Here is a 15,891-nt window from a genome sequence, read left to right as displayed (position 1 = left end):
AAGCGACCATATCCGCTCAGCTATCGGTTATCACTGAAGCTGTTTAGGAAAAAGATCTTCTAACCTGTCCTTTGGATTATGAATAAGCTCCATATCTTCCCACTCTGCCATTGGTGGTACATCGTACTGCTTCTCAAGTCTCTTCAGCTCAAGCTTAAGGCGTGCAATTTCATCTTTATAAGCAGGATCATTAATTGCGTTATTCATTTCTGAACTGTCTTTTTTCAGATCGTAGAATTCCCACTGATCGTCAGGGTAGTAGAAATGCATCAGTTTGTAACGGTCATCTCGTACACCATAGTGACGTGCGACATTGTGGAACCCTGGCAGTTCATAGTAGTGGTAATACAAACTATTGCGCCATTCACTCGCATCACCGGTAGTCACGAGCTTCACCATTGACTCACCATCCATATCTTTAGGCGCATTAACACCGGCAAACTCAAGAAATGTCGGCGCATAGTCAATGTTCTGCACGAGTCCTTCAACCACAGTACCTGGTTTGATCTTTGCTGGATATTGCATGACTAAAGGTGTTGAAAAAGACTCTTCATACATAAAGCGCTTATCAAAGAAGCCATGTTCACCAAGGAAGAAGCCTTGATCAGACGTGTACACGACAAGCGTATTTTCAGAGAGCCCATTTTCATCCAGGTAGTCTAAGACTTTACCGACACTTTCGTCGACAGAGGCAATGGTGGCTAGATAGTCCTGCATGTAACGCTGATATTTCCAAACAGCCATCTCTTTTTCTGACCAATTGCCCTCGTTGGCATTCATGTAATCGTTACGTTCTTGATAGGCGGCATCCCATTCGGCCCGCTGCTCATCAGTCAAACGCGCCAACAGGTGCGGCCAGATATCCTTACGCCACTCAGATTTACCAACTCCCGTCGTCATCTTAAGGTCGTGACCTTCCTGAGCATCACGATAGATATTCATTTCTTGCTTACCCGCAGCAACTCGACCGTCATAATTATCAAAGTAATTCTCTGGAACAGGGAATTGGGTATTGGCATACAACTGAGTATGGCGAAGTGCGGGCATCCAGTTACGGTGTGGTGCTTTATGGTGCATCATGAGGGCAAACGGCTTGCTTTTATCACGCTGTCCATCTAACCATTTTATGGTTTTGTCCGTTATTAAATCCGTGGTGTAACCCATCTCCATTTTGACACCGTCTTTGGTGATAAAATCCGGATTGTAATACTCACCTTGATCATTAAGGATCTCCCAGTGATCAAAGTTCAACCCCTTTGGAATTAGGTTAATATGCCATTTCCCAATCAGCGCAGTCGTATAGCCGGCTTCATGAAGAGTCTTCGGCCAGGTATTTTGGCTACCATCAAAGGTTTGACCGTTATAGTTGAAACCGTTTTTGTGACCAAATTTACCGGTCAGCATGGCAGCACGACTCGGCCCGCATAAAGAGTTCGTCACAAATGAGTTTGCAAATCGAACACCGTTAGCTGCAATTCGGTCAATATTTGGGGTTGGTGCCAGTTTAGAGATTGCACTTCCGTATGCACTCAACGCTTGCACGGCGTGATCATCAGACATGATGAAAATAATATTCGGACGCTGAGGCTCGGCACTTGAAGCGACGTCGGTTTTTGCTTCTGCATCAGCAGTACAGCCAACTTGTGTCAGAAGTCCTGAGATTAATAATGGTAATAACTTTTTCACGACATTTTACCTTTCAACTGCAGTTTGATTTTTTATGAATACTGATCAACAAATCGCTGTGCCAAAACGGAACCCGTTTTGGCACGGAAACATGTCATTACTTGTCGATAAGTTTGAATTCAGCTTTCTGGACGTTGTCAGATGCAGTGCCGACATAAACATAGAAGTCGCCTGCCTCTGATCCCCAGTTGAGGCCCGCACGGTAAAAAGCTAAATCTTCAGCTGTGAGGGTAAATTTAACCTCTTTAGATTCACCTTTCTCAAAATGCAGTTTTTGGAAACCTTTCAATTCCTTAACCGGACGAGTGATAGAGCCCACCAGCTGACGGGTATAGAGCTGAACCACTTCTTCACCTGCAGAGTCACCGCTATTGGTCACTTTGACCGCCACCTCTATTTCACCATCCATTGTCAGTGTATTAGAAGAAAGCTTAATTTTGCCGTAGGTGAAATCGGTATAGCTCAAGCCGTGTCCGAACGCATACAGTGGTGTATTCGCCGAGTCATCATAACGAGAGGTGTAATGTTCTTGACGTTGATTCGGATTACTCGCGTCATACGGACGACCGGTACTTTTTTGGTTATAGAACAGAGGTACCTGACCAACAGAGCGCGGGAAGGTCATTGGAAGCTTGCCTGAAGGAGAATAATCGCCCATTAAGACATCGGCAATAGCCAGACCGCCCTGAGTGCCCGGATACCATGCATGCAAAATAGCATCGACATTTTTATCTGCCCACTGCAAGTCGTTTGGTCGGCCGCTTAGCAGTACCAGTATCATCGGCTTATCAAGTTTTTTTAACTCTTCCATTAACCGTTGCTGATTTCCAGGGAGTGTCAGTTCAACACGGCTGGACGCCTCGCCAGACATGCGCTGTTCTTCACCCAAAGCCATCACAATGACATCTGACTTCTTCGCGGCTTCAATCGCATCCTGGATGTTAGACTTAAGGCTGGAATCATCTTCTAAGACGAATGAAACGGTCTTGCCGCCATGCGTAGCCATCGTTTCTTCATCAACAAGATAAGCGCTTGTTGCCCCCTCTGCATAGTTGATCTCAACCTTATTCCCCAGACGGGCTTCGAGACCTTCTTTAATTGTGATGGGTTGATCGCGGCCGTCGCCAGCTATCACCCAATTACCGATGGTATCCCTTTTGCTGTCTGCCAGAGGGCCAATCAATGCAATTGAATCAATCTTCTTTTCGTTTAATGGAAGTGTCTGGTTGTCGTTCTTAAGTAAAACAAATGATTTTCGAGCCGCATCACGGGCTGATTCTAGGTTCTGTTGGCTTAAGATCTCTTTTTCTTCACGTTCGATGTCAGAATAACGGTAAGGGTCTTCAAACAGTCCCAAACGCCATTTCATTTCAAGGATCAGGCGGACAGAATGATCAATTTTGGCAATATCAACTTTACCTTCTTCCACCAGCTCTTCCAGATAATTAATATATACTCGGCCGACCATATCCATATCTGCCCCAGCATTGAAAGCTAATTCAGCAGCATGTTTCTCATTACGGGCAAAACCGTGTGGTACCAATTCGTTAATTGCTGTGTAGTCCGTTACGACAAAGCCCTCAAAGCCCCACTGATCGCGTAAGATATCGGTCAGCAACGTTTTGTTGCCGGTCGCAGGAATACCATTGAGATCATTAAACGCAGTCATGAATGTCGCCACTCCGGCATCAACCATCGCCTTAAACGCAGGCATCTGTGTCGTCCACAGTTCATGCTCAGAAACGTCTGTCGTGTTGTAGTCCCGGCCACCCTGAGCAAGACCATAACCAACAAAATGCTTAGCCGTTGCCATAATCGTATCAGGCTGGCTCAAGTCATCACCTTGAAAACCTTGAACTCTTGCAACTGCCATTGCAGTACTCAGATACGGATCTTCACCGGCACTCTCGGCTACACGTCCCCAACGCGGATCTCGGGCGATATCGGCCATTGGCGCAAAGGTCCAGTTGATGCCTTCTGCCGCAGCTTCTCGAGCCGCTACACGGGCGCCATTTCTAACTGTTTCCAAATCCCAGGATGCCGCTTCCCCAATCGACTGAGGGAAAATTGTTTTATGACCATGAATGACATCTAAGCCAATAAGCAAAGGAATACCTAGCCGAGTATCCTCTACAGCAATTCTCTGTAGTTCACGGGTAAATTCAGCACCGTAAGCGTTAAATACCGAGCCGACTCGGCCTTCGCGAAGCTGTTGCATGTAATCATCGTTGAGCACAGAACCTGTAACTGCATGCCCTCCACTTTGAAGATCTAACTGACCAATCTTTTCTTTTAGCGTCATTCGAGCTATCAGATCACTAATAAAACTATCCATTTCTGCCTTCTCGTCATTCCAGTGCTTCACTGAAGCAGGGGGGGCTTTCTCCACTTGTACAGCAGAGCTAAAAGTATTCTGCGCCAATACAGGTAAACTAAGTGATACACTCAGCATCAATAAATAACGCTTCCAAGCTGGTGTCATAAATACTCCATTAAAATTTTCTAACGACTCTCGCCGATGTTGCATGTTCTGCTGCTGCTCGTTAAGAACAAGCCGATTAATTACTGGCGAAACAAAGCAGTATTGGTCAAAATATCAGTTATTGCCGGATAGTCTTTGAAATACCAATAGGCTGATGAATGAATAGCCCTCATACCATCACATAACATTATTACTGACGATGTACCTGAAATAGATTATTTACCTATATCGACAGCAATAAACCCGATGCGATTCATTTCAGGTTTATAGGGGATTTCTTTTCGTAATAATGGTTCTATTGATGATATAAACTAAATATAACTGTGCGACTCTCGGCATTTCCAATAACAACCAATATCCAGTCATTATTGGAAACAAGCCTTAAGTCGCATAATTATTATGATTGCAAAGCAATGAACAGAACCCCTTAAAACTATGGGTCGTTACTTTTCATTCATTGGTGCATCTTTTAATAACTTTCTAAGATGTTTTTTCTTCGTTTTTTCAGATATTGCCCTGGTTAAATTTTTTACTCTATCATTCGAATACATCATTATTCTCCATAACAACAAATACGACTCAAAACAAAAAACAACTCAATTAAAAAAGATTGCTACAGCATCGCTTACTTTTTTTACCGCTACCACATGGACAAGGTGCATTTCGTCCAAGGCTATTTTTCTTAACCGATATTTGTTGCTGATAAAGTTGCATCATCACATCGGATGCTGGTCGACCACTAATCAATAAGTCACGCATCATTTTCATATATCGCTCGGTATGACGGAAATAACTCTCATAACCCTCGCAGAAATAATTATGTCCCGGTTGACCAGACTTTGATGTAATAAATCGATGCTTAGGACAGCCACCATGGCAAGCAAAACGGAATTCACACTCAACACATTGCTTGGTCAATTTGTCTTTTTTATCTTGTCCGAAGGTGAACGCTTTATCATCTTGGTTAAGTTCGCGAATGCTCGATTCGTGAATATTTCCGACCAAATGTTCGGGGTATACGAAGTGATCACAGTTATACAGGTCACCATTTGCTTCTAGCACAAAGGCATGACCACACGTCTCAGAAAAGGTACAAAGATTAGCTGGCTCTTTGCACCAGGTCGCAAGCGTATTATCAAAGATATTGACGAAAATTCGGCCAACATCCTTTTTTATCCAGTGGTCAAAAATACGATTTAGAAACTCACCATACTGTTTAGAAGGTGCAGACCAGGGAGTCACATTGGCTTCATACTCAAAGTTAGGATTAACCAGTTGCAATCCGTCTTTGGTGACCTCAGTCGACTTCCTCTCGACGATCGGAATAAACTGCAAGAAGGTAGAGCCGATACCGGTCAGAAAATCATATACCTTTTCCGGGTGTTTCACGTTTTCTGCATTCACAACCGTCAAGGTGTTGAAATTAACACCGTGCTTCTTGAGAAGCGCAATAGAATCCATCACTTTGGCATGTGAAGGGCGGCCGGCTCGGTTAACGCGATAGTTATCATGTAACTCGGCAGGGCCATCAATCGAGATGCCAATCAAGAAGTTGTGTTTTTTTAGAAATTGACACCATTCGTCATTCAGTAAAATACCATTGGTCTGAAAGGCATTGTGAATACGATGGCTGCCTTTATATTTCTCTTGAAGTTCAATGGCTTTCTGGAAAAATTCAAGCCCCAGCAAGGTCGGTTCCCCACCCTGCCAAGAAAAATCCACATCAACGTTATCCTGGGCATCAATATTTTGTTTGATGTAAGCTTCTAACGTTTCATCAGACATTCGCCAATTTTTTTTACGTTCAGGATATAAGTTTTCTTTTTCAAGATAGAAGCAGTATTCGCAATCTAGATTACATACAGAGCTGCTAGGTTTTGCCATGACATGGCATTGACTGTGAGTAGAGCGAGACTGGTTAGACATTTATTCCTCGAAAACGATTCTAATTGTTAGGTAAAATGGCAATATTCATTGCTTATAATAATATTTATCTTTTCTGATGACTATTTTCACGAACCTCAGAAGCTGAATGGCAAAAAAAAAGCAGGCCGTGGCAATGGTCATTTAACGTTAAATCAATAACTTTTTGCACTCTACCTCAAGGTGATTGCGAACTCAATAGAAACGTTTCTACCAAGTGATCTTCATCGAATTTTCAACCATTTTGACTGACAAAGCACGGTCAAAATGATAGGTCTGACTTACGGGAGATCAGTGTACGATCAGAAGAGGAAGAGCAGATTCACGGAGAAAATACTGTCTTGTTTATTTAACCCGTCTGGGACTTTATTATAGTATTGGCTGCTGTGAGACAGCTTTAAGGCAATGCTTTCTGTGATGTTATTAGTGGCACTTAACACAGTATCTGTCTGAGTATTGCTCTTACCTGAAACAATCGTTAGGTTAGCGGATAGGCTTAAGTTATCGAGAGCCTGCCAAGTCGTATTAACATTAGCTCGACATATCACCTCTTCAACTTTTTCGGAAAAGATAATGTCTTTTTTACCTATCTTACTTAAATTAGGTTCTTGATAACGAAATCCAGGACCAAGCTCAAGCTCAAATACAAACCTTTTTGTATAAGAGAACTGATAACCTAATCCGCTGGATAACGTATAGTTTTTAAAGTAAGCACTGTGCTTAGAATCGATCCTTTTAAAGCTGCCATATAAATAGCTTTTTGCTCCTAGCTTATAGTCAACTTGTGCTTGGTAAGTCGATTGTCTTCTCTCCTCTAGATCATCTTTATACAACATGAAATATTTCCACTCGCCTGTAGAGCGGTAGCGTCCAGCCTTATATTCCACACTGAAGCGTGCATTTAGGGACTCGGAATCAGAATTACCAGAGTAAGCTTGATAACCAAACTCCACTTCGGTGGCTAAGGGCGATATTACAGGAATGTCGTTATCCGTCACCTCTTCAGCATAGGACGTTATACTTAATAACAGTCCTAAGCTGAGAAGCCATTTTTTATAATCCAAAACTTTCATACTATGTGAACGGGTATCTCGTGGGGAGGATGGAGGGATCGCTTATTTCATTACATTTGTAATGGTTTACCTCGTTAAGAAATATGGTTCCCTTAACGAGGCAGCCCAAAGGTTGGCTTACTTTTTTGAATATTTAAATTCATAGGTATCCAATACCGTATTGAACACCTATGACTTATTCAATTAATAACCTAATGCCTTCCTTTCTTTCCTATTCATATAAGGATATGGTGCTTCGAATACATCCTCAGGCACTTCGTAATCACGACGGGCTTTTTCAAGTTCTTCAGTCATGAATTCACGCGTCTGCTTGTATTTCGGATCTTCATAAACGTTATTAACTTCATTAGGATCAGCTTTCAGATCGTACATCTCAAACCAGCCCTTGCCTTCATTTTGAGAATAAAAGTCAATCAGCTTATAACGATCACTTCGAACACCGTCATGGCGAGGCACGTTATGACCGCCTTCCATGTAGTAATGGTAGTAGACGATTGGGCGCTCTTTCTGCCACTCGGCATCCGTTTTTTTGCCAGTCAGTACATCCAAAAACGATTTGCCCTGCATTTCACCCGGAGTCTTAACACCGGCAGCACTTAGGAAGGTTGGGCCAAAATCAATATTCTGGATCATCGCTTCTGGTTTGGAGTTCGCCGGAATTTTTCCTGGCCAGCGGATCACGAACGGCATTTTCATCCCTGCTTCGTACATGTAACGTTTTTCAGCCCAGCCGTGCTCACCAATAAAGAAACTTTGATCAGAGCTATAAACGACGATGGTGTTATCCGCCATGTTGTTTTCATCTAACCATTCCAGCAGACGACCTACGTTTTCATCGACAGTTGTCACTGCGGCCATGTAGTCTCTCATGAAACGCTGATAAATATACTCGGCGCGGATTCTTTTCTCGTCTTCAGGCACCTTACCGTAGCGTACTTTAAACGGTGGCGACTGGATCTTCTTCCAGTAGTCTACGTTGATATCATCATAAGCGGCATGCCAAGCTGTACGTTGCTCATCGGTAAGACGCTTCATCCATTTAATGAAATTAGCGCGCTTCTGTTTGCTCAAGCTTGCCAGCCAGTCCTCACGGATTTTTTCCCTTTCTGGCGTTGTACCCGCAGGAGGGAAGGCATTGATCCCTTCACCAGACATACCATACATCTTCATCCAGGCTTTATCTGCGTGCTCACCTCGGGTGTTGTAGTTATCAAATAGCGTATCAGGCAGAGGGAAAGTCTTGTCCTTAAACAGTTCTAAATGACGCAGAGGCGGGCGGCGAGGAGTATGCGGAGATTTGAACTGTACCTTCAGCAAAAAGGGCTTGTCAGCATCTCGCTGATTATCCAGCCATTCGATAGATTTATCTGTGATGATATCGGTTGTGTAACCTTCAACAGTGGTAATGTTGCCCTTGTTATCAATAAACTCAGGTTGGTAATATGAACCTTGGCCACCATGACCATTGAGGACGTTTGAATAACCAAACTCATTGACCGGTGTTGGTCGCATATGCCATTTACCAATGAGTGCTGTTTGGTATCCCGAATCTTCTAGTAGATGTGGATAAATGGTTTGGTTCGGATTCCATCGAGAAGAGTTATCAATAACACCATTAAGATTAGAGTGCTTACCCGTAAGAATTGAAGCGCGGCTTGGCTGACAGATGGAATTGCCTACAAACGTGTTTTGAAAAATAGCACCCTCGTTAGCAATTCTATCGATGTTAGGCGTTTTTACAAACTCACTGCCATAAGCACTGATAGCCTTAGTAGAGTGGTCATCAGAAAAAATAAATAAAATGTTGGGCTGCTCAGTCACGGGAGCAGCATGAGCCGTCATGGCACTGGCGGTTAGAAGTGCCCCTATGCCCATTGATAAAGTAGAGCGAGTAATTTTCATATTAACCTTGCTTTATTTCAAAATTAAACAGTCGGCCAAGTACATAATATAAGTGAAATCTAGATTTCAGCTTCATCATCCGACACGGTAATGCGGGATGGATGACTTCACCGGGCTTGCTCTGGCTTAGTAGAAAATTGCCCCTGAGCAACTCACTATAAGCCCTCAATTTTGATGAAAATCTCAATTCATAGGCATCCGATTTAGCAAAAGGATGCCTATGGTTCATCCAGTTAGAAACCTAACGCTTTACGCTCGTCTCTGGTCATAAACGGATATGGCGCTTCATATGCATCTTCAGGCACTCCATATTCCTGGCGTGTTTTGACAAGCTCAGACACCATAGTGTCACGAGTTTCCTTGTACTTAGGATCATCAAAGACGTTGTTCACTTCGTTAGGGTCAACTTTAAGGTCATACATTTCGAACAGACCCTTGCCGCCATTTTCTGAGTAGAAGTTAATCAGCTTATAACGGTCACTTCGGACACCATCATGACGAGGAACATTATGGGCACCTTCCATGTAGTAGTGGTAGTAGACGTAAGGACGTTCTTTCTGCCACTGGGAATCGCTCTGCTTACCTTTCAGCAGATCCATAAATGACTTACCCTGCATTTCACCCGGAACATCCAGACCAACAGCCGTAAGGAAGGTAGGACCGAAATCGATATTCTGGATCATAGCCTGAGGCTTAGAGTTAGCAGGAATGACGTCAGGCCAACGAATGACGAAAGGCATTTTCATCCCTTCTTCATACATATAGCGTTTTTCGGCCCAGCCGTGTTCGCCGATATAGAAGCTTTGATCCGAGCTGTATACAACAATGGTGTTCTCTGCCATGTTGTTTTCATCTAGCCAATTAAGAATACGACCAATGTTTTCATCAACAGTAACAGTTGCTGCTGCGTATTCTTTCATGAAACGTTGATAGTTGTATTCAGTACGTGCTTTTTTCTCTTCTGGCGGAACAAAGCCGTAGCGCATTTTATACGCTGGCGTTTGGATCTTATTCCAATATTCAACATTGATATCATCGTACGCTGCATGCCATGCCTTACGTTGATCATCAGTCAAACGATTCATCCACTTATCGAAGGCCGCGCGATCAGGCTTGTTCATACTCGCTAGCCAATCTTCGCGGATTTTTTTCTTTTCTGGTGTTGTTGCGGCAGGTGGGAAAGCGTTGATCCCTTCCGCTGTCATACCATATAGCTCCATCCACGCTTCTTTAGCATGCTGGCCACGTGTGTTGTAGTCATCATAGAGTGTTGCAGGAACAGGGAACTTGGTATCTTTGAATAACTCTAGGTTGCGCAGCGGCGGGCGACGCGGTGTATGCGGAGACTTGTACTGAACTTGCAGCAAGAATGGTTTATCAGCATCTCGTTGCTGTTCCAGCCAGTCAATGGACTTATCGGTAATAATATCGGTTGAGTACCCTTCAACAGTGGTTACTTTACCTTTATTATCAATAAATTCAGGCTGGTAGTAGGTACCCTGTCCACCTGCGCCGTTAAGTACATTAGAGTAACCAAACTCATTAACTGGGGCCGGATTCATGTGCCATTTACCAATCAATGCGGTTTGGTAACCTGCATTTTCCATCAATTTCGGATAAATAGTTTGGTCCGGGTTCCATCGGGAGGAATTGTCGATAACACCATTTAGATGAGAGTGTTTACCAGTGATAATCGAAGCGCGACTTGGCTGGCAGATTGAGTTGCCAACAAATGCGTTCTCAAAGATGGCACCTTCTTGGGCAATGCGATCGATATTGGGTGTTTTAACCAGGTCGCCACCGTACGCGCTAATAGCTCGTGTGGAGTGGTCATCGGAAAAAATAAATAAGATATTAGGCTGTTCAGTCACGGGAGCTGCTTGAGCCGTAAGGGAGCTAGCGGTTATAAGTGCGCCTATTCCCTGAGCTAATGTAGAGCGTGAAATTTTCATATTATCCTTGCTTTCATTTCAAAATTAAACTGGCGGTCAAGTACTTGTCAAAGATGAAAATAGACTTCAGCTTTACCATCCGGATACCGTAGCGCAGGATGAGTGACTTCACCGGTTAAATCAGACCTAATAGAAACCGCTACATAGCAGCTCGCTATAAGCACTCAATTTTGATGATTGACAATAGAATGTGGTAATTGAGTCATTCTACCATCAGAAATATAAACGTTTCGAGTGATACCGTCAATTGAAGTCGTGCAGCACTATATTTTTTATGTTGTAAATATGACATACATCAGATATTGGCATCACACGTCGCAGCTCACTGTCCATATGTCGATAAATCAACCAAAAAATGCCGCTCAGGAATCGTCCATCACTCTTTCACAGGGCTATTGTCACAATTATTTGTCGTGTCACGCGACAGTATATGTAGAAACGTTTATATTCACTTGCAAGTTCATAGCCCGCATCAATCAATAGTTCTTTGATAATGATTAAGCCCGCCGAGCGCTCTCAGCCTTCTTTTATGGGCTAACCGTGCTCCAGTGAACTAGGAAATTGAGTTTTTTACTACCAGAGCCTGTTTATCTTTCAACATTGCTACGGCTGAAAGATAAACAGGCTCAGACAAAAACGACTTCAGTCTTGAGCCGAAATTACGGTGAGTAGCTCACTTTTCGCCAATAAAATTTCCCACACACAGAAAACACATTGTGAGGATACACGACATGAATAACGTTTATGGACAGCTATTGGAGGGATCGTATGAGTATCAAGAGTAAGAAGAAGCTGTTAGGACTGATGCTTCCTATAATTGCCTTGTCTGGATGTAATGGCTCCGGCGGCAATGCTCAAGACCACATTGATGATAACAACAATAATAATACTGTAATAGAGCGACCTAAAGCAGAACAACCTAAAGTAGAACAATCTGAATTCAAGCCTGAATCTTGGCCTTTTGAGGAAGAACAGAGCCATCTTGTCGCAGCGGCTAAAGTGGCTGGCTACTACGCTGTCGCTAATGCATCTTCGATGGCCATTGAAATCCGAGATATCTCCAAGTCTGTCCTGCACACTGTTAGTTTCAGTGATATTCGCCAGCTATTGCCTGATATGCAGCTGACACACGATACTCCTCTATGTGGCATGACCTTCACCCCCTCAGGCCGATTCCTCTACTTTGCGGTATGTAATGGCCAGTCCGGCGTAGTGGAAGATGCGATTCTGGCGCTCAACGTCAACACTCGAGAACTGTCGCTCTTTGATCGCCTTATACTCCGCTCGGCTTCTGCTGGTGGTCAATCACATTATGGTATGAGTTATTTTGAGTCGAAACTGTATGTCGGCAGTGAGTTGGGTGTATACCACTATAATGCGGATCGTAATAGTGTTTACCGACAAGAGGTAAAAGATAGTGTTCTTATTTTAACACCTGACCCGGTCAAAGATATTGCGCTGGATATGGTCGACAAGAAGCTCTATACCCTGACAGAAGAGGCAGTTTACCGGCTTCCGCACGATGGACAGAGCCTGTCAAAAGTTTATGAGGGAACCAATCTTTCCAGAATCGGTTTCAGCCGGGTATTTGGCCGTGATTCTACCGCCGGACTATATCTGACAAGAGATACAGATAGTGCATCAGAAGTACTGTTTGTCCCGAAGGATAAGGTAAGAAACGCGGGGACTTTCTCTCCCGAGCTGTTTACTGTTAATGACAGTAAATTGCTGGATTTTACGACTACACCTGACGGAAAACTGCTTTATTCTGACGGGCAGGCATTTACTCTGACAGATCAGCTTGATGATAAACTGTCATACCATGACTGGCTGCGGGATGAATTATCTCAATATGTGGCAGCAATAAAAGGCTTAATCGCATCAGATGATTTTTCTACAACAAACACTTTTTCTCCAGAAGGCTTTTTGCATAGAAAAATTTTTCGAAGTGGTAATAAACCAAGTACTTTGTCAATGGCAGACAATGTAGGCTGGGCGATTTATTTGTTACTTGCCGCAGATAAAGTCAATCCGGATCCTGAGATCGAACCTTTGATCGAGCTTCTTATCGAGCGCCATGCCGGGTTAATAACGGATGGATTAGGGGGCTTAAAAACCTTTGATGGCCACTTTGTCCGTAACTACGAAACAGACGGTACCCCCACGGAGTCAAACCCTCAGCCACAAGTATATACCAGCATGAAATTTCTTCCTGCTGCCATCAAAGCTGCCGAGATGTACCCGGGTAATGAAAGAATTGCGGAAGCCACACGTTACCTGCAGCAGATCTTCGTGCGATCTAGCGATACGATCCGGGCTCGGCAGAGAATCACCTGGCTAAATGACGACTTCGGGCCGCTAAGAAAAAATAACGCCATGTCGAATGAAACATGGTTATATGGTGATTTAGGGGCCGCCCAAGATCCTCTCGCGACTTACAATTATGCCTCCTATGTCTATGAACGGGATAATTTCAGAACCGACAGCTGGTTAGAAGGCGAACCTGTCATAAATGCATCCCACTCAGCGTTTATCGTGATGGGAGGCACCCTCATCCTGGAGCACCATTTCGACGATCCGCAATGGAAAGAGCAGAATGACAATTACTATGCGGTGACACAGGCGGAAACCGATGATTTGGGTTCGCCCTATTTCGCTGCGTTTTCTGCAGGTAATAACCCAACAAAGCAAAGTGGCTACTACAATGACGGGCCATCCAGTCACCCGGGGAATATTTTACATTTCCCGGCACTACTTGGCTTCGGTCAGCATGGCAAACTAGGAGCAATGGTCGGTGGCTACTTTGCCTATAGAGATGATGTCAGACAGGCCATGACCAATGGTTCTGGTGGTGATGATATGCATTTGCTGACACGCTGGTCGAAGCAGGAGGATATCCCTAATTATTTAATGAACTCTATCGGTATCGCTGATTTTTGGTTCGGTGCCATTGGCTTGGCAGAAGCGATCCGCCCTGGAACAACATCAGAACTCCGAAATAGTTTCTACCGTCCCGAGGTGTCATGGGATACGGACTCTGACGGCAATCAGGTTGTTCATTTTTCGGCCCTGACACCGCGCCATGTTGTTGGTATTAATGGGAATGACAGCCAGCAGTCATTTGGTTTCCAGCGCTCACCTTTTACCGTCCCTGACGGACAACAGTTTAATACGTTTAAGGTAGAAGATCCTGAAGGGGACTGGGTGGAGTTGGACGATGTAGTGAGTGCCAAAGACGGCAAAGAAACTATTTTCTCAAATCCTGATTTTGAAGACGGGATAGTCGGATGGCTGTATAACGGCGATGGGTCGGTCGAAATCACGGAGGGAGTCAACGGAAAGGGCGCAAAAATCCCTTCGTCTTCAACGGGCAACTCAACATTAACTCAAGCCGTCTATCTACCTTTGGCACTAGATAACAGCCAATTTAGAGTTTCGGCGTTCATTCGTCCGCAGCAGGTAACAACGGCTCAAGGCTTTATCCGAACATATTGGTCTGAATCGGGCGACAGCAATGCAGTGCTAGGCAACATCGTGGACAGTAATGCGATTGTTGCGGGGGATGCCGGACAGCTGGTTTCAGTCGAGACGATTAAGCCAGCAGGAGCCAATTACCTGCACATCGAGTATGTTGTCGAGGGTGAAGCCGGACAGTCATTTGTCTTTGACAATACCGCACTGCAGCTTTTTGGTGCCTTAGTCGAAATCGACAATGGTGACTTTGAAGGTGGCAGCCGCAATTGGTCATTTTCTAATGGCCAGGTCAGCATCATTAATGATCCGGCTTTAGTCCCTGAAGGCAAACAGGCGCTGCAATTCTTGTTATCGGGAGGGATGACTTCCTGGAGAACAGCTGAAACCGATATCAATATTTCGAACGACCCTGACGGTACCCGTTATATCTTCAAGGTAGCACTGGGTGACCATGCCATTGCTAATGATTCAGAATTTGATATCGATATAGAAATCACGGATGGGAATGGAAAGACAGTGGACTGGCCGACTGTTGCTACGATTGAGGCTGACTCGCCGGATGAGATTGCTTTTGTCATGCTCAAGCGCCCGGACGAGACGAACTTCAGGGTGATCTTCAAGATGCGCCAAAGCGATGGGAGTCAGGCGACCGATCATGTTGTAATTGACAACTTTCGGCTTTATAAGCAGAGGATTTTCCTGATAGAAGAGTGTACCGGCTCTGTGACGGGGTGTTAGATATCTAGTTTTACCCGCTCACATCATCTTTAACCAGTAGAGGGCGTTATACGCCCTCTCTTATTAGAACCACCCCCAGTCAGCAGCAAACAACAGGCGTCCTGCTGTAAACTCCATCCATATGCCGACCGTTGTCATTGCTTGAACGATTCGACAAAATTCAGCAAGGTTATGTGCCATTACACCATACTTTGAACTGCAACCAACTCACCGGCACGTACAAACCGGGCTATTTCATCAAACTGCTCCAGATGAACATCTCCATCAGAATATATACCGGTAAAAATTCTTATCTACCTAATTATGTTCAAGTTACCACTTGGTATTCGGTTGAAAATACTGAGGTTTACATGAGTTATGTACTGCCCTATCTTCACTTAAACTCCCCTGGTCGATGTAAAGTTAATTATTGGTCCATAGTTCAGAAAGCTGGGCACCCTTTTCTGGACGAATGTAACAATTGTTACAACCGTTACGTGACGTTACCAATAGAAACGTTTATATTTCCTTGAAAAATACAAGCAACACGAATGATTCACGGAAGAATTGAGTTCCCAGTACTCTCAATTTTTCGGTCTGGATAAGCCGTGCTGACTATTTGGGAATGGCGTTCTTTACCGCTGACAAGGATGACTTCGATCCTGCCCCAGAAAATGACAGT

At 44.1% G+C, this 15,891-nt stretch carries 7 protein-coding genes; 1 reads left to right on the top strand and 6 read right to left on the bottom strand.

The window, feature by feature from the left end:
- Positions 1-30 precede the first annotated feature (30 nt).
- The 6 genes from L4D76_RS09895 to L4D76_RS09870 form a co-directional block, all read right to left on the bottom strand.
- Positions 31-1,686, bottom strand: a complete 1,656-nt coding sequence (locus tag L4D76_RS09895) for a sulfatase family protein (protein WP_428440742.1) — start codon at positions 1,684-1,686, stop codon at positions 31-33.
- A 97-nt stretch (positions 1,687-1,783) separates the two neighbouring features.
- Entirely contained in the window at positions 1,784-4,168 is a 2,385-nt protein-coding gene (gene bglX, locus L4D76_RS09890; RefSeq protein ID WP_428440741.1) for a beta-glucosidase BglX, read from the bottom strand.
- Between the two features lie 600 nt (positions 4,169-4,768).
- Positions 4,769-6,094, bottom strand: a complete 1,326-nt coding sequence (locus L4D76_RS09885; protein ID WP_428440740.1) for an anaerobic sulfatase maturase — start codon at positions 6,092-6,094, stop codon at positions 4,769-4,771.
- Between the two features lie 299 nt (positions 6,095-6,393).
- Complete coding sequence (locus L4D76_RS09880; protein WP_428440739.1) at positions 6,394-7,164, bottom strand: DUF481 domain-containing protein; 771 nt, start codon at positions 7,162-7,164, stop codon at positions 6,394-6,396.
- A 183-nt stretch (positions 7,165-7,347) separates the two neighbouring features.
- Positions 7,348-9,066, bottom strand: coding sequence for a sulfatase family protein (locus L4D76_RS09875; protein WP_428440738.1), 1,719 nt, complete (start codon positions 9,064-9,066; stop codon positions 7,348-7,350).
- A gap of 233 nt (positions 9,067-9,299) precedes the next feature.
- Positions 9,300-11,018 carry a sulfatase family protein gene (locus L4D76_RS09870; protein WP_428440737.1) on the bottom strand — a complete coding sequence of 573 codons (1,719 nt, stop codon included), beginning with the start codon at positions 11,016-11,018 and terminating at the stop codon, positions 9,300-9,302.
- Positions 11,019-11,786: 768 nt separating this feature from the next.
- Between L4D76_RS09870 and L4D76_RS09865 the strand changes: the two genes are divergently transcribed.
- The gene (locus L4D76_RS09865) at positions 11,787-15,230 is read left to right on the top strand and encodes a hypothetical protein (protein WP_428440736.1); all 3,444 of its coding nucleotides are present in this window, start codon (positions 11,787-11,789) and stop codon (positions 15,228-15,230) included.
- The last annotated feature ends 661 nt before the right edge of the window (positions 15,231-15,891 follow it).

This window comes from Photobacterium sagamiensis (genome assembly GCF_050337085.1).
Classification (GTDB): Bacteria; Pseudomonadota; Gammaproteobacteria; order Enterobacterales; family Vibrionaceae; genus Photobacterium; species Photobacterium sagamiensis.
This window is presented reverse-complemented; position numbering and strand designations above follow the sequence as displayed.